The organism is Nocardioides sp. Z30_9, from assembly GCF_058215735.1.
Genome location: NZ_JBZAJF010000001.1, coordinates 1712826 through 1739023 on the forward strand (window position 1 = coordinate 1712826; position 26198 = coordinate 1739023).

The following is a 26198-nucleotide window of genomic DNA, read 5'->3' on the forward strand; positions in this document are numbered from 1 at the left end:
GTGCCGCTCAGCGCAGTGAGTGGCGCTGCGCGGCCACCAAGTCGGCCCGCAGCGACGCGGGCAGCCGGTCGGCGGGTCGTGCTGCCCCCGGGCGCCAGGTGGTGAACGCCTCCGAGGGGGGCGGCAGCCGTGGGCAGGCCCGGTCCGACCGCGTGCCGGGCAGCCTGGTCGGGGTCACCCCGGTGCGCAGGTAGCTCGCCACCGCGTTGTCCACGCACGTCACCCCGGACAGCGAGCTCGCGTGCGTGGTTCCACCCACGCCTGCGACCAGTGACGCCGAGGGGAACAGCCGGCGTACCGCGAGGGCACCGGAGTACGGCGTGGCCGCGTCCCGGGTCTCGCTGATGAGCAGGATCTTCGCCCGCACAGCCTTGCCGGAGACGGGCGGGCGGGACCGCTGGGGAGCCCGCCAGGTCAGGCAGGGCGCGTTGTACCAGGTGTTGCTCCAGGTCAGGAACGGCGCTCGGCGGTGCAGCACCCGTGCGTCGGAGAACGTGCGCGCCGCCGTCGGCCAGGGGGCGTCGGTGCACTCGGTCGCGTTGTAGACGGCGTACCCGTTGTCGTCGCCCATCTGGGCGACCCGGTAGCGGGCCAGGATCCCCTCGCCCTTGCGCCGGCGGACCAGCGCCGAGTAGTCGAGCCCGAGGCCCTCCCAGTCCTGGACGTAGTAGCCGGCCGTCAGCATCGTGTCGGCCAGCTCCGCGGGCCCCAGTCGCCTGCCGGCAGCGGGCTTGCGGTCCAGGCGCCGCAGCGTCTTGTAGTAGCCGCGCTTGATCGCGCGCCAGCGCTTGCCGAGGTGGAAGAGCCGGGGACGCGACGCGAGGTAGCGCCAGTAGACGTCCATGTTGGCCTCGAACGCACGGTCCTGGTCGAGGTTCGCGGCGTACCAGGTGCGGGCGGGGTTCACCACGCCGTCGAGGACGAAGCGTCCGACCCGGCTCGGGTAGCGGGTCGCGTAGACCTGCCCGAGGTAGGTCCCGTAGGAGAAGCCGTAGTAGCTGATCTTCTCCGCACCGAGGGCCTGGCGGATCGCGTCCATGTCCTTGACCGTGTCCAGCGTCGTCAGGTGCGGCAGCAGGGCGCGCTTGGCTGCGGTGTTGGCGCACGCGGCCGCGTAGCCGTTCGACTTGCGCAGCCAGTAGCGGGTGATCCAGCGCTTCTTCGGCACGTAGTTGGGGCGGTCGTAGCCGAACTGGTTCCGCGAGCAGCGCAGCGCCGGGCTGCTGGCCCCCACTCCGCGGGGGTCGAACCCGATCCAGTCGTAGGTCGAACCGACCCCGCCGGGAACGAAGTCGCTCAGCGCCGGCAGCGTCAGGTCGGACCCGCCGGGTCCGCCGGGGTTGGTGAGCAGCACGCCGTTGTAGGTGCGGGAGGTGTGCACCTTGCGGGTCAGGGCGAGCCTGATCCTCGGCCCCGTGGGCCGGGCGTGGTCGAGCGGGACCGCGAGGCTGGCGCACTGCAGCTCGTAGTAGGACAGCTCGGGGTCGGCGCACGGCCGCCATGCCAGCGTCGGTGCGGGGGCCGCTGCCGTGACTATTGTCGCGGCCGGGGGCTGGGCCTGGGAGCCGGCCGGGATGCTCACCAGCGTGACGCCCAGCGCCACCGCAGTGACGATCACCGACCAGCGCAGCACCGTGGTGGTTCCTTCCCGAGGACCGAGGGTCCGTCCGGTGGAGACCCACCAGCTCGCCAGTGCAGCATCCCGCCCGCCCGGGCCCCTGTCCACCCCCTCAGTCGTCGGTCGGGATCCCCAGGGCCCGGTAGAGGGCGTCGTCCAGAAGCATCCGCCACGAGCGGACCCGGTCGGCGTCGACGATCCCGCGGGTCCACGAGCCGCCGGCCCGGGCCGAGGACCCGATCGCGAAGCGGCGTACGCCGGCGCGCACCAGCCAGGGCACGACCTCCGGGGTGAGGGCACCTCCGACGGTGAGCAGCTCGGCCACCCGTGGGTCCCTGCTCGCCCTGGCGATCAGCTCGTCGGCTCCGTAGGCGAGCCCGCGTGTGGAGCCGGCGGAGATCACCGACTCCAGCCCCGGCAGCCCGATCACGTCGCGCCAGGCGCGGTCGGGGTCGAGGACCTCGTCGAACCCGTGGAACATCCAGGGGACACCGCCCAGCTCAGCGCACAGCAGGGCGCAGGTCGGCCGGTCGACCTCCAGGTTGCGATCCAGGTAGCCGTAGGCGACGCCCCGGGCGCCGAGCTCGACGAAGGTGGTGCCCAGGGTCACCAGTCGCCCACCGGGCACGGGCACCGGCTCGCGCCGGTCGCGGAGCACCACCCACACCGGGAGGTCGGTCTCCTTGACGACCGCCGAGACCAGCGCCGGCTCCGGGGACCAGTGCCCGTCCTCGGGATCGGCGCTGAGCAGGAGCCGGTCGGCGCCGCCTGCGGCGGCTGCGTGGGCGTCGCGCGGATGCAGTACGACGACATCGAGCTGGGCACCATCGGTGGGGCCGGCCACTTGGTCGGGGTTCACAATGTTCATCGTGACATCCCATGAAGTCCTGATGACGGCGCGTGCCCTGGTGTTGCACGACCTCGAGGTCACAGGGGTTGCCGGCCCCGAGGCCGTCTCGGCGCTCGAGGCCGCCGTGGTGGACCGCTCCTGGTGGCTCGAGCAGTGGGCGGAGGGTCGCGACTACGTGGTCGGCCTGGTGGCCCAGGACGTGCAGGACGCCCTCCTGGAGACCAGGGGCCGGTGGCCGCTGTGCCAGGTCTGCGACGACGGGGACCCGCACGCCCTCTACGTCCAGCCGGACCTGGGCGGCCCCGACCCCGTCTGGGCGTGCGAGCAGGCCGGCGTCGTGGTGGCGCCCGTCGGGAGGCTCTGACGGCGCTACCCTGCCGCGCATGACCCGCGAGACCCCCGACTCCGACCTCTGGCCGGCGACCCACGCAGCACGCCGTGCCCTGGCCGCGGACTTGTCCGCACTCTCCGAGGCCCAGTGGCGGCAGCCGTCGCTGTGCGCCCAGTGGAGGGTGGAGCAGGTCGTGGCCCATCTCAGCGCGGCGGCCAGCGTCGGGCGGCTGCGCTGGCTGGCGAGCATCGCCGGAGCGGGCTTCCGTCCCGCGGTACACAACGACCGGCGCCTGCGCGAGCACCTCGGCCATACCCCGGCGGAGACGCTGCGCCGCTTCGAGGCCGTCGCCGACTCTGTCACGGCGCCGACCGGGGACACGGCCGCCTACCTCGGCGAGGTGATCGTGCACAGCCAGGACATCAGGCAACCGCTGGGGATCGGCACCGAACCGGATCCGGCCGCGCTGCTGGCGGTCGCGGAGTTCTACTCCCGGCGCGACTTCACGGTGCCGAGCCGGACGCTGACGATCGGGCTGCGCCTGCGCGCGACCGACAGCGCCTTCGTCACGGGCGACGGTCCCGAGGTGGCCGGGCCGACCCTGGCGCTGGTGATGACGATGGCCGGACGGCGCGCGTACGCGGACGCGCTGGAAGGTCCAGGGGTGAGCGTCCTGCTCGACCGGCTCGGCTGAGCCGTTCGACTAGCGCAGGTGCTCTGGGCGCAGCACCGGCACCCACAGGGTGTAGCGGTCGGCGCGGTAGACGCTGCGGGTGACCTCCACGACGTTCTCCCGGCAGAACGCACGCCGGGAGATGTGCAGGACGGGCGAGCCGGGCTCGAGCTCGAGCAGCTCGGCCTCCTCGTCGGTCGCGATCCCGGCCAGCACCGAGTCCTCGCCCCAGGTGGGCATCAGGTCGCGCATCGCCAGCCAGAAGTACAGGCTGGCGGGCAGGGCCTCGTCGAGGAAGTTCGGGAACAGGTCGAGGGAGAGGTAGACGTGCTGGATCGCCATCGGCACCCCGTCGGCCAGCCGCAGGCGCTGCCAGTGGGCGATCGCGGCGCCCTCCTCGACCTCCAGGGCGCGGGCCACGCCCGGTCCGGCGCTCTCCCGACGGGCGAGCAGCGTCTTGGACTCCGGCAGCTTGCCGCGCCGCTCCATCTCCTCGGTGTAGGCCGAGAGCCGCATCTGCATGTCGATGAGCGGCTTGGTCACGAAGGTGCCGCGGCCGGCGACCCGCTCGAGCAGCCCCTGGGCCACCAGCGCGTCGATCGCGTGCCGCACCGTCATCCGGGCGACCCCGAACTGCTCGGCCAGGTCACGCTCGGAGGGTGCCGGCGTACCGGGCTCGGCGCTCACGATGACCGAACGGACGTACTCGCGGACCAGCACATGCTTGCGCCCGCGCCTGCCTCCGCCTCGCGGCGAGTGCTCGTCCACCCGTGAGCTCCTTCTTCAGACTTACCCCGAACCTAGCGGGCCGGGGGGCACCTGGGGGCCGAAGTTCACAAGATTTCACACTGTGCCCCTCCTGGACAGGGGTCTGAGGCCCCCGCTCAGTCGGTGCCGATGGCCTGCAGCACGTCGAGCCGGCCTGCGCGGCGGGCCGGCAACCGGGCCGCGAGCAGCCCGATCAGCACCGACGCCAGCAGGTAGATGCCCAGACTGAGCCACGGGACCTTGGTGACCTCAAGTCCCTCGTCGCGCAGGGAGGCCACCAGGGCGACGCCGAAGACCAGCCCCATCCCGATCCCCATCAGCGAGCCCAGCACGGCGATCGCCACCGACTCCAGACTGACCATCCGGCGCATCTGGCGGCGGTCGACCCCGATCGCCCGGAGCAGCCCGATCTCCCGGGTCCGCTCGATCACCGAGAGCCCCAGCGTGTTGACCACACCCAGGACCGCGATCACCAGGGCGAGCCCCAGCAGGGCGTAGATCATCAGCACCAGCCGGTCGATCGGGGCCCGCTGCTCTGCCGCGTACTCCCGCTGGTCCTTGACCGTGATGATCGGCAGGTCCTCGGTGTCCTTCTCCAGCGCCTGCTTCACCTTCGCCGAGCTGACTCCCGGGTCGAGCTTGAGCAGGAGGCTGGAGTCCTCGGGCTTGAACCCTCCGCCCTGCAGCGCCTCGAGGGTGGTGAGGTAGTTGGCGAAGTCGGCGTCGTGGATGCCGACCACGCGCAGCTTGGTGGGCCCCTTGGGGAACCGGAACGTGATCTCGTCCCCGACCTTGTAGCCCTCGTCCTTGGCCACGTTCTCGCTCACCAGCAGGGTGTTCCCGGTGAGGTCGTCGAGGGACCCGGCGCTGAGGTCCAGGCGCAGCACCTGGCCCACCGTGCGGGGGTCGGCCGCGCTGAGGTAGGTGCGGTCGCCGCCCTGCCGCTTGGCCGCTGCCTGGCGGACCTGGGTCACCGACGCGACCCCGGGCTCCTTCGCCGCCAGCTTGGCGATCTCGGGCGAGAAGCCCTGCCCGATGGCGTTGCTGATCACGATGTCGCCCTGGAAGGTGCGCTCGATGGTGCGGTCGATGCTCGCCTTGGCCGAGGACCCGGCGATCGACATGGTGGTGACCAGGGTCAGGCCGATCATCAGCGCGGAGGCGGTGGCCGCCGTACGCCGCGGGTTGCGCAGGGAGTTCTGCCCGGCCAGGGTGCCGATGCTGCCGAAGACCCGGCGATAGGCACCCGCAGCCACCGAGAGCAACGGTCGCGAGGTCGCCGGGCTGGCCGCGGCCATCCCGAGCATCGCCAGCAGGGCGCCCGCGCCGACCCAGTAGCCCTGCTTCGGCACGTCGGCGAACAGGCCGGTCGCGCCGGCGCCCACCCCGACGACCATCATCAGCGTCCCGACCAGCAGCCGGCGGCGCAGGGAGGACTCCGGCATCGCCACGTCGTCGCGCAGGGCCGCCACCGGCGGGATCCTGCTGGACCGCCTGGCCGGGAGGTACGCCGCGACCATGGTCACGAGCAGACCCACGCCGTACGCCGCCAGCGGGGTGCGCCAGCCGATGACGAGGCTGGTGCCGGCCAGGTCCAGCCCGAAGCTGGCGAACAGCGCGCGGATGCCGATCGCGAGGAGCACCCCGAGGCCGAGGCCGAGGCTGCTGCCCACCAGTCCCACGACGAACGCCTCGAAGAGCACCGACCGGGTGACCTGCCTGCGCGAGGCCCCCAGGGCGCGGAACAGGGCCAGCTCGCGGCTGCGCTGGGCCACCAGCATCGAGAAGGTGTTCACGATCAGGAACGACCCGACCACCAGCGCGATCCCGGCGAAGACGAGCAGGAAGATCGTGATGAAGGAGATCGCCTGGAGCAGGTCGCTGGCCGACTGGTCCGCGGCCTTGTCGCCCGTGACCGCCTGGACCCCCTTGGGGAGCACCTTCGCGACCTCGTCGCGCAGCTCCTCCTGGGAGACGCCCGGCTTCGCGGTCACCCAGGCGTCGCTGTAGACGTCCTTGCCGCCGAGGAACAGGTCCTGGGCGGTCCTGGTGTCGAACATGCTCACGGTGGCCCCGTTGAGCGAGCCGCCCTCCGGGAAGTCGGCGATGCCGACCAGCCGGGGCTGGAGCAGCGCCCGGTCGCCCGAGCTGATCAGCCGGACCTTCTCGCCCAGGTCGAAGTTGGCCCGTCGTACGGTCGCGGCATCGATCGCCACCTCGTCCTTCCCGCGCGGCTCGCGCCCCTCGGTGACCTGGAGGCCCTCCACCCCGTTCGCCGCCGGCGCCGAGCTGGAGTTGATGGCCAGGCCGGGCGCTCCCTGGCCGCCGACCACCCGGTTGTTCTCGCCGATCACGAACACCCCGACGCCGGTCACGTTGCCGTCCGCCCGGGCGGCCCCGGGCACCTTGGCCAGCTTGGCGACCAGGTCGCCGGGGATGGTCAGCGTGGTCTGCGCGGAGCTGTTGGCGTCGGTCCCCACCGGGCGCACCACCACGTCGCCGACGGTGCTGTCGAAGATGGCGGTGAAGCTCTTGTTCAGCGTGTCGGTGAAGATCAGCGTCCCTCCGACGAACGCCACTCCCAGCACGATCGCGAAGGTGCTCATGATCAGCCGCAGCTTGCGGCCGAGCAGGCTCTTCCAGGCAGCGCGCAGCATCAACGACCCGCTTCGCGCGCGGCCATCTGCTCCAGCACCGCCTCGCGAGTGGGCTCGCGCAGCTCCCCGGCCAGGCGGCCGTCGGCCAGGAACACCACCCGGTCCGTGTACCCGGCTGCCACCGGGTCGTGGGTGACCATCACGATCGTCTGGCCGAACTCGGTGACCGAGCGCCGCAGCAGGGTCAACACCTCGGCCCCCGAGCGGGAGTCGAGGTTGCCGGTGGGCTCGTCGGCGAAGACGATCGCGGGGCGGCTCACCAGCGCCCGCGCCACGGCGACCCGCTGCTGCTGGCCGCCGGAGAGCTGGTTGGGCCGGTGGTCGAGCCGGTCGCGGAGCGAGACCGTGTCGATCACGGTGTCGTACCACTCGGCGTCCGGCTTGCGGCCCGCGATCGACAGCGGGAGCAGGATGTTCTCCTCCGCGGTCAGGGTGGGGACGAGGTTGAACGACTGGAACACGAACCCGATCCGGTCCCGGCGAAGCCGGGTCAACCGCTTGTCGTCGAGGCTGCCGATCTCGGTGTCCCCGACCAGGACCTGCCCCGAGGTGGGCGTGTCCAGGGCCGCGCAGCAGTGCATCAGCGTCGACTTGCCCGAGCCCGAAGGCCCCATCACGGCGGTGAACTCCCCCGCACCGATGTCCAGGGTGACCCCGTCCAGCGCCCGCACCTCGGCCATCCCGCTGCCGTAGACCTTGGTCAGGTCCACCACCCGTGCCGCCACCTCGGTGCCGTCGGGAACAGGGGCCGGCACGTTCTCCACCGTCGTCATGAGGACAACCCTCCCAGCCGCCCGGTGATCGCGCACTCCACAATCGCCGTCGACCGGGCACTCGCGTCCCGCCGTAGCTCGCCGACCGGGCAATTGTGTTCCGCCGTACGCCGCCGACCGGGCAAATGTGTTCGCGGGCGACCAGGACGCACCCTGCTCGCTGTGACGTTTCTGCCCGCTCGGCGCAGTACGGCGTGACGTTTGTGCCCGCTCGGCGCAGTACGGCGTGAGGTCAGTGGCGCAGGCGGCGGCGGAGCTGGCGCAGGGCGAGGAGGACCAGGACGGCGGCGAGGGCCTGGCGCCAGTAGGCCTTCGCGATCACCGGGAGCACGGTGGCGCCCAGGTCGAGAGCCTCGTCGTTGCCGGGCCTGTTGACCTCGCGGGGGTGGAGCTCGCGCAGGTTGTCCGTCGACGGCTCGGGGGCTGGGGTACCCGGCCCGGTGACCAGACCCGTGGGTACGGCCGCCGAGGTCTCCGGCTCGGCGCTCGCGCTCTCGGCTGCGGCTGCGACTGCGGCTGTGTCCGCCTCCCTCGCGGCGGCGCTCGCCGCGCTGGAGTCGCCCACCTTCTGCTCCAGGCAGGCGGTGAACTGCCCGAGCAGCTTGTCGCTGACGTCCTGCATCACCCCGCGGCCGAACTGCGCCGGCTTCCCGGTGATGTTCAGGTCGGTCAGCACCTCGACGCGGGTGGAGGTGCCGTCCGCGCCGTCGGGGGTCATCGTCGCCGTCACGTGGGCTCCGGCCGTGCCGTTGCCCCGCTTGTCCTTGCCCTTGGCGTCGATGACCATCCGGTGCGCCGACTCGTCCTTCTCCACGAAGGTGCCCGAGCCGTTGTAGACGAGGGCGATCGGCCCCAGCTTCACCTTGCAGCTGCCGGTGAAGGTGTCACCGTCCACGGATCCCACGGTGGCTCCGGGGAAGCACTCGGCCACGGACTCGATGTCGTTGAACGCCGCCCAGGTCTCCTCGATCGTCGCCGGGACCGTGAACTCGTGACTCAGCTCCATGCCCATGCTCAGCCTCCCGCAGCGGAGACGACGGCACGACGGACCAGGACCGTGGCGAGGTGCCGCCGGTAGTCGGCGTCCCCGTTGAGGTCCGAGGGCGGGTTGGTGCCCTCGGCGGCCAGGTCGCAGGCCTCGCGTACGCCGTCCGCGGTCGCCGGCTGACCGACCAGCGCCTGCTCGGTGGCCGTCGCGCGCAGCGGGGTCGACCCCATGTTGACCAGGCCGATCCGTGCCTCGCTGATCGTGCCGCCGTCGGACTTCACCGCTGCCGCGACCGCGACGATCGGCCACTGGTGGGCGACGCGCACGAACTTCTCGTAGTCGGTGCCCCATCCGTCGTACTTCGGGATCCGGATGTGGGTGAGCAGCTCGTCCTCCCCCACAGCGGTCTCGAAGAGGTCCTGGAAGAAGTCGGCCGCGGCCACGGTGCGCTCACCGCCCTGCCCGGCGATGACCAGCTCGGCGTCCAGCGCCAGCACCGGCGCCCCGCAGTCGCCGGCGGGGTCGGCGTGCACGAGCGCGCCGCCCAGCGTGCCGCGGTGCCGGATCTGCGGGTCTGCCACCTCGGTGATCGCCTGGTGCAGCAGCGAGAGGCTGCTCTTCACGGTGGGGTCGGCCAGCAGCCGGTAGTAGGGCACCATCGCGCCGATCAGCACGCTGTCCCCCTCGTCCACGACCTCCTGCAGCGTGTCGATCGCACCGATGTCGACGAGCAGCTCGGGTGCGTTCAGCCGCATCCGGAGCACCGGGAGCAGCGACTGGCCCCCGGCGATCACCTTGGCGTCGTCACTGGCGGCGAGCGCCGCGAGCGCGTCGGCCACCGAGGTCGGTGCGAGGTAGTCGAACTTGGCGGGGATCACTGGCCCGCTCCTTCCGTGCGGTCGGTCTGGCCCTCTTGGCCGGTGGACTCGTCGAAGTGCGGGGCCGCACCTCCGGTCGTCGGGTCCGATCCCCCGGCATCACCGGAGTGGATCGCGCGCCACACCCGCTCGGGGGTGCACGGCATCTGGATGTCGCTCACCCCGAACGGCCGCAGTGCGTCGACCACGGCGTTGACCACCGCCGGGGTGGAGGCGATCGTGCCCGCCTCCCCGACGCCCTTGGTCCCGAGCGTGTTCGTGGTGGCCGGGGTGGTGTTGTGGTCCACGTCGAAGCTGATCGTGTCGGCCGCGGTGGGCACGAGGTAGTCCACGAACGACGCCGAGACGAGGGTCCCGGACTCGTCGTGAACGGCCTCCTCCCACAGCGCCTGGGCGATCCCCTGGACGAGCCCGCCGTGCACCTGGCCCTCGACGATCAGCGGGTTGACCACGTTGCCGACGTCGTCGACGCAGGAGTACTTGCGCATCTTGATCTGGCCGGTCTCGGTGTCCACCTCGACGGCGCACAGGTGGGTGCCGTGGGGGTAGTTGAAGTTCACCGGGTCGAAGGTCGCGTCCGCGTCGATGCCGGGCTCGATCCCGTCGGGGAGGTCGTGCGCGGCGAAGGCCGCCAGGGCCACCTCGGTGATCGCGACACCCTGGTCGGTGCCGCGTACGCCGAGCCGGCCCGCCTTGAACTCGATGTCGTCCACGTTGGCCTCGAGCATGTGCGCCGCGATCGGCTTCGCCTTCTCGATCACCTTGTCAGCCGCGCGGACCAGCGCCTCACCGCCGACCACCAGGGACCGGGACCCGTAGGTGTCCAGGCCCTTGTGCGCGATCGCGGTGTCGCCGTGCAGCACCTCGATGTCCTCGAAGGGGATGCCGAGCCGGTCGGCCACGATCTGGCTGAACGCGGTCTCGTGTCCCTGCCCGTGGGCACTGGCGCCGGTGAGCACCTCGACCTTGCCGGTCGGCAGCATCCGCACGCTCGCGTGCTCCCAGCCGCCGGCGCCGTAGTCGAGGCTGCCGAGCACCCGGCTCGGCGCGAGGCCGCACATCTCGGTGAACGTGGAGACGCCGATCCCGAGCTGGACCGGGTCGCCCGCCTCACGGCGCCGCTTCTGCTCGGCCCGCAGCTCGTCGTACCCGAAGCTGGACTTGGCCATCTCGGTGGCCACCTCGTAGTTGCCGGAGTCGTACTCCAGCCCCGCGACGGTGGTGAACGGGAACTCCTCGTGCTTGATCCAGTTCTTCTCCCGGACCTCGAGGGGGTCGACGCCGAGCTCGGCCGCGAGCTCGTCCATCAGCCTCTCGATGGCGTACGTCGCCTCCGGCCGGCCGGCTCCCCGATAGGCATCGGTCCACGTCTTGTTGGTGAGCACCGTCTGGACGTTGAACTGGTAGGCCGGGAACTTGTAGATCGCGTTGAACATGAACGCGCCCAGCACCGGCACCCCACCGCCGACGAGGCTGACGTAGGCGCCGAGGTCGGCGAGCAGCTCGACCTTCAGCCCGGTGACGGTGCCGTCCTTCTCCGCGGACAGGGTGAGCTTCTGCCACTGGTCGCGACCGTGGTGGGCGGCCATCAGCGACTCGGAGCGGGTCTCGGTGTACTTCACCGGCTTGCCCAGCCGGCGGGCCAGCACCATCGTGATGAACTCCTCCGGCGTGCTGTTCAGCTTGCCGCCGAAGCCGCCGCCGACGTCGGGTGCGATCACCCTGACCTTCGACTCCGGGATGCCGAGCACGTTGGCGAGCAGGAACCGCAGGATGTGCGGGATCTGGGTCGAGGACCACATCGTCACCTGCTCGCCGGTGGGGTCGACCACCGTCGAGCGGGGCTCCATGAACGCCGGGATCAGCCGCTGCTGGCGGTACTCGCGCTCGATCACGATGCCGTCGCCGCGTGCCTTCTCGATGGCCTGGTCGACGTTGCCGCCGGTGCCGGCCTGCTCGGAGTCGAAGACCCACAGCGCCGACTTGTTGGTGCCGAGGTCGGGGTGCGCGAGCACGGTGTCGGCCGCGGACTCACGCAGGTCGAGGGCGGCCGGGAGCTCCTCGTAGTCGACGTCGACGAGCTCAGCGGCGTCGCGCGCCTCGGCTGCCGTGCGGGCCACGACGACGGCGACGATCTCGCCCGCGAAGGCCACGTGGTCCACCGCCACCGGCGGATGGGCGGGAGTGACCTGGTCGGGGGTGATCGGCCAGGCGTTGGGCAGCGAGCCCTGCTCCTCGGCGACGTCCTTGCCGGTGATCACGGTGACCACGTTGGGGGCGGCCTTGGCGTCCTCGGTGTTGATCGCGGTGATCCGGGCGTGCGCGAAGGGGCTGCGCACCATCGCGAGGTGGAGCATCCCGGGCAGGGTGATGTTGTCGGTCCAGCGGGTGCGACCGGTGATCAGCCGCTGGTCCTCCTTGCGGCGCCGGTCGCGCCCGATCTCCATGCCGGTGCCGCCCGAGCCGTTGGCCGAGCCTGCCGAGGCGTCGACCGACCCGGTCGAGGCGGGAGCGTCCTGGGTGGTGGTCATCTCACATCACCGCCGTCTCGGTCTCGGCGTTCTCGGCCGGGGCCCCGTCCGCGGTCGTGTCCGCGGAGCCGCGGGCCGCGGTCTGCACTGCCTTGACGATGTTGTGGTAGCCGGTGCACCGGCACAGGTTGCCCTCGAGTCCGACGCGGATCTCCTCCTCGCTCGGATCGGGGTTCTCGTTGAGCAGGTCGACCGACTGCATGATCATCCCGGGGGTGCAGAAGCCGCACTGGAGGGCGTGGCACTCGTGGAACGCGGCCTGCACCTTGTGCAGCGCCCCGTTCTCCCCCGCCGTCGCGGCGAGTCCCTCGATGGTGGTCACCTCGCCCCCGTTGGCCTGGACGGCGAGGACATTGCAGGACTTCACGCTGCGCCCGTCGAGGTGCACCGTGCAGGCGCCGCAGTTGCTGGTGTCGCAGCCGATCACCGTGCCGGTCTTGCCGAGCTTCTCGCGCAGGTACTGCACCAGCAGCATCCTGGGCTCGACTTCGTCGGAGACCCGGTCCCCGTCGACGGTGAGTTCGATACGTGCCATGGGCGCACTCCATCATCAGGTGTCGGCTTGTGTGACCCCGCTCACAGTAGGGCGCGCCGGTTGGGGAAAGGTTGGCCCCCGAACCCCCGGGTCGGGTGACCCTCGCTTCACTGCGCAGGTGCGGCGAAGACGCAGAACTCGTTGCCCTCGGGGTCGGTCATCACGGTCCACTCCGGCAGCTCGGCCAGCACGGTGGCACCTGCCGCCAGGAACTCGCCGACCTCGCCGTAGACGTCCCAGTGGATCCGGTTCTTGACGGTCTTGGGCTCAGGGACGGGATCGAAGACCATCGCCTCGAAGGGCAGGCCGGGCACACCACTCAGGGACCACCAGGGATCCCCGTCGTTGTCCGCCTCGCCCCCGAACACCGAGGCCCACCAGCGTGCCTGCGCCTGCGCGTCCCCGCTGTCCACGACCAGCTCGTAGCCTCGGTAGGCCGGCAGCGCACCCTGGCGCACGAAGGCGCAGAACTCGCCGCCCTCCGGGTCGAGCAGCACCGTCCAGGGGTCACCGCCGTACCCGGGTGCAGGCCGGGCCCCCAGGGACAGCAGTGAGTCGACGGAGTCCGTGTGCACGTCGAGGTGCACCCGGTGCTTGACCGTCTTGGTCTCGGGCACCGGACAGATCCCGATGCCCATCCCCTCCTCGGTCCCCACGACATCGCCCGGGTCGCCGGGATCGCTGGGCTCGGCGAATGAGCACCCGGTCACGGCCGCCCAGAACCGACCGAGCTCGGTGCCCGGTCGGGCGCTGTCCATGCACAGCTCCTTGAACCTCGTCACGCCGTTCTCCCCTCACTGGCCGGTGCCTGCCCCACCGGTACCCTTCTGGCCATGTCCTCGCAGTCACCAGATTCCAGCCTGCCCGAAAACTCACGCGCGTGGGGCCACGGCCTGGCCACCATCTCCGATGACGGCACGGTCCTCGACACCTGGTTCCCGGCCCCGGAGCTGGGCACGACGCCCGCCGGCGCGCCCCCGGAGGAGCTGACGGCGCTCGCGCGCAAGCACCCCGAGCGCCGGGTGCGGACCGAGGTCGTCACCGTCGAGATCGACCTGGCCGAGGCACCGAAGGACGCGAGCGACGTCTACCTGCGCCTGCACCTGATCAGCCACCGGCTGGTCCGTCCGCACGGGCTCAACCTCGACGGCATCTTCGGCAAGCTCGCCAACGTCGTGTGGACCAGCGCCGGCCCCTGCTCGGTGGCCGACTTCGAGCAGGTCCGCCTCGCCCTGCGGGGCAACGGCCCGGTCCAGGTGTTCGGGGTGGACAAGTTCCCCCGGATGACCGACTACGTGCTCCCCAGCGGCGTACGCATCGCCGACGCCGACCGGGTGCGCCTCGGCGCGCACCTCGCCGAGGGCACCACCGTGATGCACGAGGGCTTCGTCAACTACAACGCCGGCACCCTGGGGAGCTCGATGGTCGAGGGCCGGATCAGCGCCGGGGTCGTCGTGGGCGACGGGTCCGACATCGGTGGCGGCGCCTCGATCATGGGCACGCTGTCCGGTGGCGGCAAGGCGGTCATCTCCATCGGCGAGCGCTGCCTGCTGGGCGCGAACGCCGGCATCGGCATCTCCCTGGGCAACGACTGCGTGGTCGAGGCGGGTTGCTACGTCACCGCCGGGACCAAGGTCAGGGTCGAGGGCCTGGACTCCGAGCCGCAGGTGGTCAAGGCGGCCGAGCTCTCCGGGGTCGACAACGTGCTGTTCCGCCGCAACTCGCTCAGCGGCGCGGTCGAGGCGCGCCCCTGGGCCGGCGAGGGCATCAGCCTCAACGCCGCGCTGCACGCCAACTAGACCCGCATGCGTTTCCGCTACCTCGTCTTCTTCGTCGTCCTCGCGGTCGTCGTGGGCGTCGGAGTGGCCATGTGGCGCGGGTCCGGCCCACTTCGCGACCCCGAGGGCTGCTCGGCCGCACTCGGCGCCCACCAGGTCGACCTCAGCGTGGAGCAGGCCGAGAACGCCACCCTGATCGCCGCGATCGGCCTGAGCCGGGGCCTGCCTGCCCGGGCCGTCTCGATCGCGCTGGCGACGGCGTACCAGGAGAGCAAGATCGCCAACATCGACTACGGCGACCGGGACTCGCTGGGCATCTTCCAGCAACGCCCCTCCCAGGGCTGGGGTACGCCGCAGCAGGTCCGCGACCCGGTCTACGCGACCAACAAGTTCTACGACGCGCTGGAGAAGATCCCCGACTACCAGAGCCTGCGGATCACCGAGGCGGCCCAGCAGGTGCAGCGCTCGGGCTTCCCCGAGGCCTACGAGGACCACGCGGCGGACGCCCGCACCCTGGCCTCGGTGCTCACCGGCTACAGCCCCGGCGGGCTGTTCAGCTGCGTGGTGCACGAGACCACCGAGCGGAGCACCGCGGACAAGCTGGTACGGCACCTCGAACGCGCGTACGGCGACCTCGACGTGACCCGCACCGGCTCGCGCCAGGACGTCGTGGTCACCGTGGGCAGCGGCGAGGCAGGCCAGCGCCTCGGCTGGTCGGTGGCGCAGTTCGTGGTGGCGCACGGGGTGCGGCTACGCCCCCAGACCGTGACCTACGGCGGGAAGCAGTGGCGCACCGGCCGGGACTCCGAGGACGGCTGGGTGGACGGCGCCGCAGGCAAGCCGTCCCGGGTGCGGGTCAGCCTCGGCTGAGGTCTTCGACAGCACGTCGGTCGAGCCTGTCGAGACCGGCCTTGTGGCCGGCTCAGGCGGTGAGGCGCGCGGCGGCGGCGGCCACGCGCTCGTCCGTCGCGGTGAACGCGACCCGGACGTGCTGGGTGCCGGTGTTGCCGTAGAAGGCCCCGGGGGCGACCAGGATGCCGCGGTCGGCGAGCCAGGCGACGGTGTCCCAGCAGGGCTCCTCGCGGGTGGCCCAGAGGTAGAGCGAGGCCTCGGAGTGGTCGACCCGGAACCCGGCGCTCTCGAGCGCGCCCCGCAGCGCGGCCCGGCGTACGGCGTAGCGGGCGTGCTGCTCGTCGACGTGGACGTCGTCGTCGAGGGCGGCGACCATGGCGCGCTGCTGCGGGCCGGGCATCATCAGCCCGAGGTTCTTGCGTACGGCGAGCAGCTCCGCCACGACCGCGGGGTCGCCGGCGACGAAGGCGCACCGGTAGCCGGCGAGGTTGGACCGCTTGGACAGCGAGTGCACCACGAGGATGCCCTCGGAGGAGCCGCCGGAGATCTCCGGGTGCAGCACCGAGAGCGGCTTCCCCTCCCAGGCGCACTCCAGGTAGCACTCGTCGCTGACCAGCAGCGTCCCGCGTTCGCGGCACCAGTCGACGACCTTGCGCAGGTGGTCGGGGGGCAGCACCCGCCCGGTGGGGTTCGACGGCGAGTTCAGCCACAGGATCCGCGGGGTCCTCGGCCCGATCGCGGTCAGCGAGTCGGCCGCGAGCACGTCGGCGCCGACGAGCCTGGCCCCCACCTCGTAGGTCGGGTAGGCTACCTCGGGGAAGACCACGAGGTCACCGGGACCGACGCCGAGGTGCAGCGGCAGCGACGCGATCAGCTCCTTGGAGCCGATCGTGGGCAGCACCGAGTCCAGCCCGAGGCCGGTGACGCCGTGTCGCCGCTCCAGCCAGTCGGCGCACGCCTGCCGGGTCTCGGGCAGCCCGATGGTCACCGGGTACCCGGGAGAGTCCGCCGCATCGGCGAGCGCCTGCCGGACGACCTCGGGGGTCGGGTCGACAGGCGTGCCGATGGAGAGGTCGACGATGCCGTCAGCGTGCGCGCCCGCCCGGTCGGCGTACGGCACCAACTGGTCCCACGGGAAGTCGGGCAGCCGGGAGGAGACCAACCCGTCGGGGATCGGCCCGGGAATGGCCGTGGTCACTCCGCCTGGGGCTGGGGAGGCAGCGCTGCGACCAGCGGGTGGTCCTTGTCGATCTCACCCATCTTGGCGGCACCGCCGGGAGACCCGAGGTCGTCGAAGAAGTGCACGTTGGCGTCGTAGTACTCCTTCCACTCCTCGGGCGTGTCGTCCTCGTAGTAGATGGCCTCGACGGGGCAGACCGGCTCGCACGCACCGCAGTCGACGCACTCGTCGGGGTGGATGTAGAGCATCCGCTTGCCCTCGTAGATGCAGTCGACCGGACACTCGTCAACGCACGCGCGGTCCTTCAGATCGACACAAGGCTGGGCGATGACGTAGGTCACCTGGGTCCTCCTGAGGTTCGGTCCGGGAGCGGACGGCTGCAAGCCTAGTATCCCACCGTGGCCGACGACGACAGCCCCGAGGTCCGAGACACGGGACCGCGCATCGTGAGCGGCCTCGGGCCCCACGTGGTGGGACAGCGAGTGGTCGTACGCCGGGTGCTGCGCGGCGAGACCGGCCCCTCGGGCGGCCCGGCGATGACCGACGTGCTCGGAGTCTGCGAGTCGTGGGCCGGCGGCGTGCTCACGGTCCGCCGCGAGGACGGCCTCCTGGTGGAGATCGCCACGGCCGACGTCGTCTCCGGCAAGCCGGTCCCGCCCCGCCCCTCGGTGCACCGGCGCCTCGGGGACGCGCAGGCCGACCTGCTGGCGCTGCCCGGCTGGCGCCCGGTCGAGAGCGCCCCCCTGGGCGAGTGGCTGCTCCGGGCCTCCGGCGGGTTCTCCTCCCGCGGCAACTCCGTGCTCGCGCTCGGCGACCCGGGGATGCCGCTCGAGGAGGCGGTGAGGCAGGTGACGCAGTGGTACGACGCCCGCTCACTGCCCCCGCGGGCCCACGTGCTCCCGGGCGGGGCGGAGGCCGCGGCCTTCGAGGCGGCGGGCTGGGCGGCGTACGACCCGACGCTGCTGATGCTCGGATCGGTGGCCCGGGTGCTGCGGCGCCTCGGCCGTGACCAGGTGGCTCTGCCCGGCCACGGAACCCGGGTGGACCAGGGCTGGCTGGCGACCGACGAGCGGGCGACCCGCTACGGCGAGGCCGCGGTGAGCGTCCTCGAGGCGGGCGAGGTCACCTTCGCCACCGTCAGGGACGAGGACGGCACCGTGCTCGCCCGCGGCCGGGGAGCCCTGCACGGCGAGTGGGTCGGGGTCTCCTCGCTGTGGACCCGGGAGGACCTCCGCGGCACCGGGCTGGGCAGCGCGGTGCTGTGGTCGCTGCTGGAGTGGGGCGCGGAGCGTGGGGCCACGACCGCCTACCTGCAGGTGGTGGAGTCCAACGATGCCGCGCGACGCATGTACGAGCGCCACGGCTTCGAGGTGCACCACCGCTACGCCTACCTCGTGGCCGAGGGCAGACAGGCGCGCTGAGCAACCCCTCAGGCGGGCGTGGCCAGCCTGCCGAAGCCGCTGCGGTGGAAGACCAGCGGACGGCGGCTCCCCGGGTCGTTGACCGCGTGCAGCCGCAGCAGCACGATCGTGTGGTCCCCCGCGGCGACCTCCTCGTGCAGGCTGCAGTCGAAGGACGCGACCGCCTCGTCGAGCAGCACGGCCCCCTCCCGGGTGGTGCTCGTCGCGAGTCCGGCGAACCGGTCTGCGGCCGGTCCCGCCAGCTGGCGGCAGGCGCGGTCGTGGTGGTCGGCCAGGACGCTGAGGCCCAGGTGCGCGGAGCGACGCAGCGCCGGCCAGGTCGCCGAGCCGTTCGCCACCGCGAACGAGACCAGCGGAGGATCCAGGCTGACCGAGGTGAACGAGCTCGCCGCCAGCCCGACCGGGTGGCCGTCCACCTCGGCGGCCACGGCGACCACGCCGCTGGGGAACGCGCCGAACGCGGACCTGAGCACGAGCGGGTCGAGCGCCTCGAGGACCGGCGATCCCGTCGTGGCCCGGGTCATGCCGGGACTCCCAGGTGTCGCTGCAGGAGCGGTCGAGCACGGCCCAGCCAGGCGTCGTACGCCGCCGGGTCGTCGTACGCCGAGTCGAGGACGTAGAGCCCACGGGCGGGGACGGCAGCGCCGATCTCGGTGAGCACCGGCCGCAGGGTCAGTTCCGGGGCCAGCGCGTGGGCCGGCCCGGCTCCCAGCATCAGCGGGACCGCCACCCCGGTGATGCCGTCGGCGGCGAACCGGTCCAGGAACAGCTTCAGCAGGCCGGTGTAGGTGCCCTTGTAGGTCGGGGAGGCGACGACCACCAGCTCGGCCGCGCCCACCGCCGCGACCAGGTCGGACACGACGGGGTCCTTCCAGTCCAGCAGCGCGGGGCCAAGGTCGGCGAGGTCGACGACGAGGTCCGGCTCGGTACCGGTGAGGGCCCGGGCGAGCCACTCCGCGGCCGCGCGGGTGCGCGAGCCCGGTTTCGGGTTGCCGACCACCACGGCGATCCTGGGCGCAGGTTCGATGCTCAACGTGTGGTCCTCACCTGGTCGGGAAAAAACTGCCTTATGTTTACTGCCTTAGTAGATTATCAAACGACGGCGGGTTCTGCTCGTCCCCACTCGGTGTCACGGGTGCGGCGGGGCCGCGACCGCGGTCAGGACAGGCAGGACGGCCGGTGGGCCGGGTTCGCCGGGCCCTCGCGGCCCAGGGCGTTGAGCACCCACCCGATGGCAGGTCCGTCCATCGGGATGAGCACGTGGCCGGCAAGATCGAAGGGACAGGAGGCCTGGAGCTTGATGTTCGTGGTGTTGTCCCCCGCGAGGTATCCCGAGGTGTAGGGCAGCACGACCTCGTCGTTGCGGGTGACGATGTTGGTGTAGCTGACCTCGCCCGGGGTCTCGTCGCCCGCGTTGAGGCGGCGCAGGAAGTCCGACCCGGTCTTCTGCTGCAGGCAGGCAGGGCACACGTAGCTCAGGCCCGGGGTCAGCAGGAGCGGGTTGGACGTGCCGTGGTTGGAGGGCGCGAGCCCGACGAGGTCGTCGACCTTGTCGGCTCCCCCGAGGAACTTGATGTAGTACCGCGGCATCATCCCGCCCTGGGAGTGGCCCACCATCGAGACCTGCCGCGCCCCGGTGCTGGCCAGGACCCTGTCCACGAACGTCTTGAGCTGCTGGGCCGACTGCTCGATGGGGCCGGTCGCCCGATTGCCGTAGTCCAGCGCGAAGACGCAGTAGCCGGCCGTCCGCAGGCGTGAGGACAGCCGGCCGAGCAGGCTCATGCTGTCCCCGAAGGTCCCGTGGACGATCACCACCGGCTCTGGGTGCGCCGCGGTCGGCCGGCACGACCACGGGTCAGCGGCCGTTGCCGCCTGCACCGCCACCCGAGGTGGGGCAGCACCCGCGGACGGGGCTGCGAGGATCCCGGTCCCCAGGGCCAGTGCGGTGAGTACGACGGCGATCCTGCGGGTCCGAGCGCGCATGTGGTGATCTCCAGGTCAGCTGCCTCGAGTCGGCTCCACTACGGCTTCGGCGGGGGCCCGCATCGAACGGTGTCACCAGCGATGTAGTCGGTGTGGAACTTCTCCTTGCGCAGCACCTTGCCAGATTCGAGGTCCCGGAAGTAGCGGAAGACGTCGACGCTGAAACCCTGCGTCCCGCTGGCCGGCTCGCAGTCCTCGTCCTGGAGGTACCGCACCTGGGGCGACCTGAAGTTGTAGCGGGACCCGGTGGTGGTGGTGATGTCCCAGCGCTTGGTGGAGTACATCGACACCGTGGCCGACCCCTGGCTGCCCGGGGTTGACTTGACCACGTTGGCCTTGACGAGCACGCCGTACGGCGAGTCGTTGGTGAACTTCAGGTCGAGCGTCGGCCAGGCCACGGTGGCCTCCCGGCCCTCGGGGTAGCGGTCGATGTAGACCGAGTGCGGCTTGTGCTCCACGTCCTTGAGCCCGGCGAAGAACATCGCGTTGAAGGTGGTCGTGGCGATCTGCGAGACGCCTCCGCCCAGGTCCTTCTTGAAGATCCCGTCGGAGACGATGTAGCCCTCGGTGAACTGGTTCTCCGCGGTGCGCTCGCCGACGATCCCGTTGAGGCTGAACGTCTCCCCCGGCTTGAGCAGGGTGCCGTCGATCAGCTCCGCCGCACGCGAGAGGTTGACGTTGCGGTACTCCGCGTAGGGGAAGTTCGTGGTGAAGGTGCTCACCTGCTCGGTGATCTTCAGCGCCTTGGCATCGGCGGTGGTGAACTTCGGCTGGCTGGTCCTGCCCTCGACCTCGAGGCTCCGCTGCGGCCCCGTCGCCACCGCGGCGTCGAGGAACCCGGTCTCGATCTCCTCGGGGTCGAGCTCCACCCCGACTCGTGCGGGGACCACGCGCGGCTTGCCGTTGCGCACCACGATCTCCGCGTCCCGTGGCTCCCGGCCGAGCGTGCGCATCACCGGTTCGAGCGCCTCGAGCATCTGCTCGCCGTCCACCCGCGGCTCCAGCTCGCCTTCGGCGGCCTCCATGGAGAGGGCCTTGCCGAACAGGCGCGGCGGCGCCTTCACCCGCTGGCCGCCGAGGACCAGGGTCACCGGCCCGGACATGGCTGGCTCGGCGAACTCGTCGAGCGCGCGGCGTACGGCCTCGTCACTGACCTCGGGCTCACGCACCGTCGTGGGCAGCTTCTGGGTGCCACCGCGCAGGAACCGGCTCTCGATCACCGACTCGGCCTTGTCGCGGTCGACCACCCGGCCGGGCCGGGCGAGGACCGGGACGGCACGCCCCTGCTTGAACTCGATGTTCCCCTCCACCGGGGGCGAGCCGAGCTTGGTGTCGAGGTCGTCGAACCTCGCCTCCAGCCTCGACCGGTCCACCGCGACCACCGCGGGGTGGTCCTCACCACCGGTGATCACGGCCCACATGCGGCTCAGCCCGAATCCCGAGCCGCCACCGGCCTTCTCGACCGAGGCGGCGTAGTCGACCGTGAGCCCCGCCGCGGCGGGCTTCACCTTCGCGGAGCGCCCGTCCCCGTAGGTCAGCACGACCGGCTGCTCCTCCCGGGGGCCCAGGCGGTCACGGAGTCGCTGCTCCGCCTCGCCCGGCGAGAGCCCGGCGATGCTGATGCCCTCCACCTTGGCGTTGCGGGGGGTCGAGTCACCGGCGACCAGGTACGTCGCCGTCCAGCCGCCGGCGCCGAGGACTGCCAGGCCCAGGACTGTCCATCCGGCGACCTTGGCGCCGAGCTTGTCACTCACCACCGGGCCTCAGCCGAGCCCGGCGAAGAGGTCGGTCTCGAGGCCGTCGGGTCCGACCGGGCCCTGGTGGCCCTTGGCGATCCGGAAGAACTCGGTCCCCCAGATCTCGTTGCCCTGGTTGTTGGAGAGGGCGAAGAACGGCCCGTCCACCGCGATCTGGGTGGCGTGGGCGCGCATGGCCTCGCGCTTGACCCCGGCGTACTCGTCGGCCTCGACCTTCGCGGCGAGCTCCGAGTCAGGAACCATGAACGCCGGCAGGTCGCCGTCGGGGTCCATCCCCTCGAAGGTGGTGGTGTCGCCAGCGGCGCGCAGGTCGCGCAGGCCCTGCCGGACCCGCTCCACTGACATCGCCCCCCAGTAGACCTTCGCGACGTCGTGGGCCTCGCCGAGGTCACGACGGAAGGACGGCACCGCGGCCAGGGCCACGGCGTACGTCGCCACGCGGTGGGCCTGGATGTGGTCGGGGTGGCCGTAGCCGCCGAAGTCGTCGTAGGTCACCAGCACCTGCGGACGGACCTCGCGGATGATCTCGACGAGGTAGCTGGCGGCCTCGGTGAGGTCGGCGTTCCAGAACGCGTTCGCGTGGACGTCGTCGGCCGGGATCGCGTGCCCGTCGGAGTGCCACTGCATCCCGGAGTCGCGGTAGCGCTTGAACCCACCGAGGTAGCGGTGGTCGGTGACCCCGAGCGCCTTCATCGCGTTGGTGAGCTCGATCTTGCGCTGGTCGGCGAGGGTGTCGTCCTTGTCGGCCGCCATGTGCTCCATCTCGGGCACGAGGATCTCGCCCATCTCCCCGCCGGTGCAGGTCACCAGGGTGACCCCTGCCCCTTCAGCGACGTAGCGGGCCATCGTGGCGCCCTGTCCGATGCTCTCGTCGTCAGGGTGGGCGTGCACGAGCAGGAGGTGCTTGTTCATGGGCTGATCCTATGTGGGCGGGAGAGGTGGCTCCCGTTTCAGCCGTCGCGGAGCGTCCGGCAGGACGAGCGGGGAGGGCGCCTCAGGCGGGGCGGGAGGCTCCAGCCAGCCGTCGTACTCCTCCAGGAGGATGTCCAACATCACGTCCGGAGCATCGGTGGTGACCACCCAGGGGTGGTCCTCGTCGTCGTCCTCGCCGGCGAAGCGCTCACGCTCGCAGGTCGCCTCGAAGCCGTTGGTCCGGAGCCGGGCGGCGACCGCACGCGCGTCGTCCTCGTCGAACAGCACCGCACGCATCAGGTGCCTCCCAGCAGATCGGCGAGCGGAGCCAGGAACGGCACGTCCGCCGGCGCCCAGCGCACCTCGTCGAACTGCTCCGCGCCCAGCCAGCGAACCGCGTCGTGCTCGGTGGGGACCGGGTCGCCGTCGACCAGGCGGGCCACGGCGACGCGCAGGGTGAGGTCCTGGCTGATCCGGCTCTCACCGTCGAGCCAGCCGGTCACCGCGATGCCGCAGCCGAGTTCCTCGGCCAGCTCGCGGACCGCCGCCGCCACCGGGTCCTCCCCCGGCTCCACCTTGCCGCCCGGGAGCTCCCAGAGTCCCGCCAGCTCGGAGGGACCCGACCTGCGCGCGGCGAGCACTCGGTGCTGCTGCACCAACGCGACACCCACGACCTCCTGCACCAGCGCAATCTAGCCAACCGCGACCCCCGGGCCCGACACCCGGGGTGAGCCGTTGGCAGGCCGTGGACATGAGTTCGCGGCCAGACGTCAGGGCCCTCGACGGCGACTGCGACGACGCCGGGCGGGTCGACACCCCCGCCTTCGGCGAGGGAGGTCCGTTCTCCGGAACGAAGGCCTGAACCCACGCGGCTCGCTCACTAGGATGCCGGCCATGCCGACGGCCTCCCGTGTCCCGCCAGTCTCGCCCTCCCCTGCCGGGGGAGCAGCGCCGGCGAGGGCGACCGGCCTGCCGCCCGTGCTGCTGCTGCCGTGGCGACTGGCGAACGCGGGTATCACGGTGACGCTCGCCGCAGGCGCTCTCCTGGCACCGCACGGGCCCGTGCGGCGCCGTGGCGGGTACGCCGACCAGGTGGCCGCGCTCTTCGGCGAGGACGGCATGATCGGCAAGCTCGACGCGATGTCGCGCGATCCCGAGAGCCCGCTGGGGCGGATCGCCGCCCTGGCTGAGGCGGCCGGGTCCGCGCGTCCCCTCGGCCGGGCCATCGCGAATGGCGGCGTCCTCGACCGGGTGCTCTCCGAGGACGGCCCCCTGACCCGGTTGCTCAGCGACGGAGGCGCCGTCGACCGCCTCCTGGCTTCCGACGGTCCCCTCGACCGGCTGCTCGCGCCGGGCGGTGCCCTCGACCGCTTGCTGGTCGAGGGCGGCCCGCTCGAGCGCCTCCTGGAGGACGACGGCGCTCTGGACCGGCTGACGCGTGCAGGAGGGGCGCTGGACACGGTGCTGCAACCCGGTGGGCTCCTCGACCGGCTGCTCGACGACCGTGGCTTCGTGGAGAAGCTGGTCGCCGACGGCGGCACCCTGGACCAGCTGGTCGCCCTCGGCCCGATGCTGGAGAAGGTCAATCCACGTCTGCTCGAGCTCGTGGCCCTCGTGCCCGACCTGCGCGACTCGATCGACGTCCTCGCCGCGTCGGTGGGTCCCCTCGGCGACCTGGCCAACCGGCTCCCGGGGCGCCGCAAGGTGCCCCCGACCTGACCTCGCCGTCCCCCGGCTCCCCCGGCTCCCCCCACGCGGGTGGCACGAGCCTCTACGTTGGCACGGTGGACCATCCTGACCAGCCGCACCTCCACCTGCGGCGTACCGACGAGAACTCCGCCGACATCGACGCCGCCGCGGACCAGCTCGGCCGGCGCGTGGGGATCGACGGCGTCCTGGCGAACCTCAACCGGTCGGCGCAGCGCACCCGGGTGCCGGGTCTCGCGGTCCGGCAGGGCTTCCGCTGGGACGACACCGACCAGGCCACGCAGCGCTGGTGGCCCCAGGGGATCACCACCTCGGCCGACGCCAGCGACACCGAGGACATCGGCGGGCGGCGCCTGCTGGTCACCAGCTGGTACTCCAAGAACGTGGACGGCCAGAACCACGGCAGCCGGGTCACGGTGGTCGACATCGACTCCCTGGAGTACCGCCACGTCCTGCTCGTCGTCCCCGAGCGCGGCCGCGACGGCCGGATCGAGCTGAAGCCACTGGTCGTGCACGCCGGCGGCCTGGTGTGGCGCGGCCCCTACCTGCACGTGGCCGGCACCCGGCGCGGGCTCTCCAGCTGCCTGGTGGACGACCTGATCCGGGTGGACTCGACCGAGGACACCTTCGGCTATCGCTACGTGCTGCCGGTGCGGTTCAGCTACTCAGCTGCGGCGACCAACGGGGTGGAGCAGCTGCGCTACTCGTTCCTGTCCCTGGACCGCAGCTGCCAGCCCCCGCGGCTGATCGCCGGGGAGTACGGCGTGCGCGAGATGACCCGGCGCCTGGCCAGCTTCCCGCTCGACCCGGACACGCACCACCTCGCCGCGCACGAGGACGGCACCTCCCGGCCGGCCTGGCTCGACGACCGCGGGATGGGCCACATGCAGGGGGCCGCGGTCGTCGGCGACACCTACTACGTCACCGCCAGCCGCGGCCGGCACCGCCTCGGCCAGGTGTACGTCGGCCGGCCCGGCGACTTCCGCCCCTTCCCCCGCACCTTGCCGGTCGGCCCCGAGGACGTCTGCTACTGGCCCTCGACCGACCAGCTGTGGTCACTGACGGAGTACCCGGGCAAGCGGTTCGTGTTCTCGATGGACCGCGCGCAGTTCCACCGGTGAGCGGGCGACCGGCGTACCCAACCGCCGCCGGTCAACCGACGCGGGGGCTCAGCTGACCGGCCGCGGCAGCAGCGCCAGCTGGCGGGACTGGGCGACGAGGCGGCCGGTGGAGTCCCAGACCTCGCAGTCCTCCTCGAACATGCCGCCGGAGATGTTGCGGCTGGCGTGCCGCACGATCGCCCAGCCGGGCGCGGGCCTGGTCCGCACGTGCGCGGTGAGCTCCAGGGTCGGTGCCCACCCGGGCAGGCCGAGGTCGAAGGTGACCGGAGGCAGCGCGTCGAGCACCAGCAGCAGCGCGATCGGGTCAAGCGGCCGGTCGTCGGCGAGCTTGAACCAGCCCTGGATGATGCCGCTGCGGCTCGGCTCGCCCAGTGCCCAGCCCGCGTACGCCGGGTCGAGGCGGGTGCCGAACCGTGCGAGGAGCGGGGCGACGGTGAGGAAGTCCGGAGGCGCGTCGGCCGTGGCCACGCACTGGTCGACCGGGGGCAGCTCGGGAGGCGGGATCTCCCGCAGCACCTCGCCCGGCGCCTGGTCGAGGTCGCTGAAGACGGCCAGTGCGGTGATCCGTTCGACCTGCCGGCCGTCCTGCTCCTGGACCAGGGTCGCCGACACCGTGGAACGACGCTTGCCCTCGCGCAGCCGGCGTACCTGCACCACCGCAGGGCCCGGCACGGTCGGGGTCAGGTAGTGGGCGGTGACGGTGACCGGGTCCGGCTGGCCCGCCTCGGCCAGCTCCGCTCGGATCGCGTTGCCGATCACGGCGAGCAGGTAGCCACCGTTGAGACCACCCCCGATCCCCCAGCCGGCGCCGAGGGCGACGGCGTACTCCCCGTCGGCGTTGCGGTGGTTGGCGATGCCGCGGTCGAGCTCGAAGTCCATGCGCGG

27 protein-coding genes are annotated in these 26198 nt (G+C 71.9%); 7 read left to right on the forward strand and 20 right to left on the reverse strand.

The window, feature by feature from the left end:
* Nucleotides 1–7: 7 nt before the first annotated feature.
* Nucleotides 8–1633, reverse strand: a complete 1626-nt coding sequence (locus AC4BGB_RS08280) for an alpha/beta hydrolase (RefSeq protein WP_490546303.1) — start codon at nucleotides 1631–1633, stop codon at nucleotides 8–10.
* 97 nt (nucleotides 1634–1730) lie between these two features.
* Entirely contained in the window at nucleotides 1731–2486 is a 756-nt protein-coding gene (locus tag AC4BGB_RS08285) for a copper homeostasis protein CutC (RefSeq protein ID WP_490546304.1), read from the reverse strand.
* Here AC4BGB_RS08285 and AC4BGB_RS08290 point away from each other — a divergent pair.
* A complete protein-coding gene (locus tag AC4BGB_RS08290; RefSeq protein ID WP_490546305.1) occupies nucleotides 2479–2832 on the forward strand; it encodes a DUF8819 family protein in 354 nt (117 codons plus the stop codon). The genes AC4BGB_RS08285 and AC4BGB_RS08290 overlap by 8 nt on opposite strands.
* A gap of 19 nt (nucleotides 2833–2851) precedes the next feature.
* On the forward strand, nucleotides 2852–3493 hold the full coding sequence (locus AC4BGB_RS08295; protein WP_490546306.1) for a maleylpyruvate isomerase family mycothiol-dependent enzyme: 642 nt from the start codon (nucleotides 2852–2854) through the stop codon (nucleotides 3491–3493).
* 9 nt (nucleotides 3494–3502) lie between these two features.
* Here AC4BGB_RS08295 and AC4BGB_RS08300 read toward each other — a convergent pair whose 3' ends face one another.
* The 8 genes from AC4BGB_RS08300 to AC4BGB_RS08335 all read right to left on the reverse strand — a co-directional run bounded on the left by AC4BGB_RS08300 (nucleotide 3503) and on the right by AC4BGB_RS08335 (nucleotide 13360).
* Nucleotides 3503–4240 carry a GntR family transcriptional regulator gene (locus AC4BGB_RS08300; RefSeq protein ID WP_490546307.1) on the reverse strand — a complete coding sequence of 246 codons (738 nt, stop codon included), beginning with the start codon at nucleotides 4238–4240 and terminating at the stop codon, nucleotides 3503–3505.
* A 116-nt stretch (nucleotides 4241–4356) separates the two neighbouring features.
* Nucleotides 4357–6897: an ABC transporter permease gene (locus tag AC4BGB_RS08305; protein WP_490546308.1), complete on the reverse strand. Its 2541-nt coding sequence runs from the start codon at nucleotides 6895–6897 to the stop codon at nucleotides 4357–4359.
* The gene (locus tag AC4BGB_RS08310) at nucleotides 6897–7670 is read right to left on the reverse strand and encodes an ABC transporter ATP-binding protein (protein WP_490546309.1); all 774 of its coding nucleotides are present in this window, start codon (nucleotides 7668–7670) and stop codon (nucleotides 6897–6899) included. The genes AC4BGB_RS08305 and AC4BGB_RS08310 overlap by 1 nt, the downstream gene beginning before the upstream one ends.
* A 232-nt stretch (nucleotides 7671–7902) precedes the next feature.
* Nucleotides 7903–8676 (reverse strand): SRPBCC family protein, encoded by a 774-nt coding sequence (locus AC4BGB_RS08315; RefSeq protein ID WP_490546310.1) that lies wholly within the window; start codon nucleotides 8674–8676, stop codon nucleotides 7903–7905.
* An 8-nt stretch (nucleotides 8677–8684) separates the two neighbouring features.
* Complete coding sequence (locus AC4BGB_RS08320; RefSeq protein ID WP_490546311.1) at nucleotides 8685–9536, reverse strand: FAD binding domain-containing protein; 852 nt, start codon at nucleotides 9534–9536, stop codon at nucleotides 8685–8687.
* Nucleotides 9533–12067 (reverse strand): xanthine dehydrogenase family protein molybdopterin-binding subunit, encoded by a 2535-nt coding sequence (locus AC4BGB_RS08325; RefSeq protein ID WP_490546312.1) that lies wholly within the window; start codon nucleotides 12065–12067, stop codon nucleotides 9533–9535. Before AC4BGB_RS08325 ends, AC4BGB_RS08320 begins: the two co-directional genes overlap by 4 nt.
* Before the next feature lies 1 nt (nucleotide 12068).
* Complete coding sequence (locus tag AC4BGB_RS08330; protein ID WP_490546313.1) at nucleotides 12069–12602, reverse strand: (2Fe-2S)-binding protein; 534 nt, start codon at nucleotides 12600–12602, stop codon at nucleotides 12069–12071.
* A 107-nt stretch (nucleotides 12603–12709) separates the two neighbouring features.
* A complete protein-coding gene (locus AC4BGB_RS08335) occupies nucleotides 12710–13360 on the reverse strand; it encodes a VOC family protein (RefSeq protein ID WP_490546314.1) in 651 nt (216 codons plus the stop codon).
* 75 nt (nucleotides 13361–13435) lie between these two features.
* Here AC4BGB_RS08335 and dapD point away from each other — a divergent pair, with 75 nt between their 5' ends.
* Nucleotides 13436–14401: a 2,3,4,5-tetrahydropyridine-2,6-dicarboxylate N-succinyltransferase gene (dapD, locus tag AC4BGB_RS08340; RefSeq protein WP_490546315.1), complete on the forward strand. Its 966-nt coding sequence runs from the start codon at nucleotides 13436–13438 to the stop codon at nucleotides 14399–14401.
* 6 nt (nucleotides 14402–14407) lie between these two features.
* Nucleotides 14408–15250, forward strand: coding sequence for a hypothetical protein (locus AC4BGB_RS08345; protein WP_490546316.1), 843 nt, complete (start codon nucleotides 14408–14410; stop codon nucleotides 15248–15250).
* A 52-nt stretch (nucleotides 15251–15302) separates the two neighbouring features.
* On the opposite strand, the gene dapC is transcribed toward AC4BGB_RS08345, so the two are convergent.
* Together dapC and fdxA are read right to left on the reverse strand one after the other, a co-directional pair.
* Entirely contained in the window at nucleotides 15303–16430 is a 1128-nt protein-coding gene (gene dapC, locus AC4BGB_RS08350; protein ID WP_490546317.1) for a succinyldiaminopimelate transaminase, read from the reverse strand.
* Nucleotides 16427–16753, reverse strand: a complete 327-nt coding sequence (fdxA, locus tag AC4BGB_RS08355; RefSeq protein WP_490546318.1) for a ferredoxin — start codon at nucleotides 16751–16753, stop codon at nucleotides 16427–16429. The genes dapC and fdxA overlap by 4 nt, the downstream gene beginning before the upstream one ends.
* 57 nt (nucleotides 16754–16810) lie before the next feature.
* Here fdxA and AC4BGB_RS08360 point away from each other — a divergent pair, with 57 nt between their 5' ends.
* On the forward strand, nucleotides 16811–17833 hold the full coding sequence (locus tag AC4BGB_RS08360) for a GNAT family N-acetyltransferase (protein WP_490546319.1): 1023 nt from the start codon (nucleotides 16811–16813) through the stop codon (nucleotides 17831–17833).
* Nucleotides 17834–17841: 8 nt separating this feature from the next.
* Here the strand turns inward: AC4BGB_RS08360 and AC4BGB_RS08365 are convergent, their stop codons facing one another.
* The 7 genes from AC4BGB_RS08365 to AC4BGB_RS08395 all read right to left on the reverse strand — a co-directional run bounded on the left by AC4BGB_RS08365 (nucleotide 17842) and on the right by AC4BGB_RS08395 (nucleotide 23168).
* On the reverse strand, nucleotides 17842–18357 hold the full coding sequence (locus tag AC4BGB_RS08365; protein WP_490546320.1) for a flavin reductase family protein: 516 nt from the start codon (nucleotides 18355–18357) through the stop codon (nucleotides 17842–17844).
* Nucleotides 18354–18866: an NADPH-dependent FMN reductase gene (locus tag AC4BGB_RS08370; protein ID WP_490546321.1), complete on the reverse strand. Its 513-nt coding sequence runs from the start codon at nucleotides 18864–18866 to the stop codon at nucleotides 18354–18356. Before AC4BGB_RS08370 ends, AC4BGB_RS08365 begins: the two co-directional genes overlap by 4 nt.
* A gap of 125 nt (nucleotides 18867–18991) precedes the next feature.
* Nucleotides 18992–19816, reverse strand: a complete 825-nt coding sequence (locus AC4BGB_RS08375; protein WP_490546322.1) for an esterase/lipase family protein — start codon at nucleotides 19814–19816, stop codon at nucleotides 18992–18994.
* A 38-nt stretch (nucleotides 19817–19854) separates the two neighbouring features.
* A complete protein-coding gene (locus AC4BGB_RS08380; protein ID WP_490546323.1) occupies nucleotides 19855–21570 on the reverse strand; it encodes a VanW family protein in 1716 nt (571 codons plus the stop codon).
* Nucleotides 21571–21579: 9 nt separating this feature from the next.
* Nucleotides 21580–22485 carry an N-acetyl-1-D-myo-inositol-2-amino-2-deoxy-alpha-D-glucopyranoside deacetylase gene (gene mshB / locus AC4BGB_RS08385; protein ID WP_490546324.1) on the reverse strand — a complete coding sequence of 302 codons (906 nt, stop codon included), beginning with the start codon at nucleotides 22483–22485 and terminating at the stop codon, nucleotides 21580–21582.
* A 9-nt stretch (nucleotides 22486–22494) separates the two neighbouring features.
* On the reverse strand, nucleotides 22495–22782 hold the full coding sequence (locus tag AC4BGB_RS08390) for a hypothetical protein (RefSeq protein WP_490546325.1): 288 nt from the start codon (nucleotides 22780–22782) through the stop codon (nucleotides 22495–22497).
* Nucleotides 22782–23168, reverse strand: a complete 387-nt coding sequence (locus AC4BGB_RS08395) for a (deoxy)nucleoside triphosphate pyrophosphohydrolase (protein ID WP_490546326.1) — start codon at nucleotides 23166–23168, stop codon at nucleotides 22782–22784. The genes AC4BGB_RS08390 and AC4BGB_RS08395 overlap by 1 nt, the downstream gene beginning before the upstream one ends.
* 211 nt (nucleotides 23169–23379) lie before the next feature.
* Between AC4BGB_RS08395 and AC4BGB_RS08400 the strand changes: the two genes are divergently transcribed.
* Together AC4BGB_RS08400 and AC4BGB_RS08405 are read left to right on the forward strand one after the other, a co-directional pair.
* Nucleotides 23380–24204 (forward strand): hypothetical protein, encoded by an 825-nt coding sequence (locus AC4BGB_RS08400; protein ID WP_490546327.1) that lies wholly within the window; start codon nucleotides 23380–23382, stop codon nucleotides 24202–24204.
* Between the two features lie 65 nt (nucleotides 24205–24269).
* The gene (locus AC4BGB_RS08405; protein ID WP_490546328.1) at nucleotides 24270–25313 is read left to right on the forward strand and encodes a hypothetical protein; all 1044 of its coding nucleotides are present in this window, start codon (nucleotides 24270–24272) and stop codon (nucleotides 25311–25313) included.
* A 48-nt stretch (nucleotides 25314–25361) separates the two neighbouring features.
* Here AC4BGB_RS08405 and AC4BGB_RS08410 read toward each other — a convergent pair whose 3' ends face one another.
* Complete coding sequence (locus AC4BGB_RS08410) at nucleotides 25362–26192, reverse strand: thioesterase family protein (protein WP_490546329.1); 831 nt, start codon at nucleotides 26190–26192, stop codon at nucleotides 25362–25364.
* Between the last annotated feature and the right edge of the window lie 6 nt (nucleotides 26193–26198).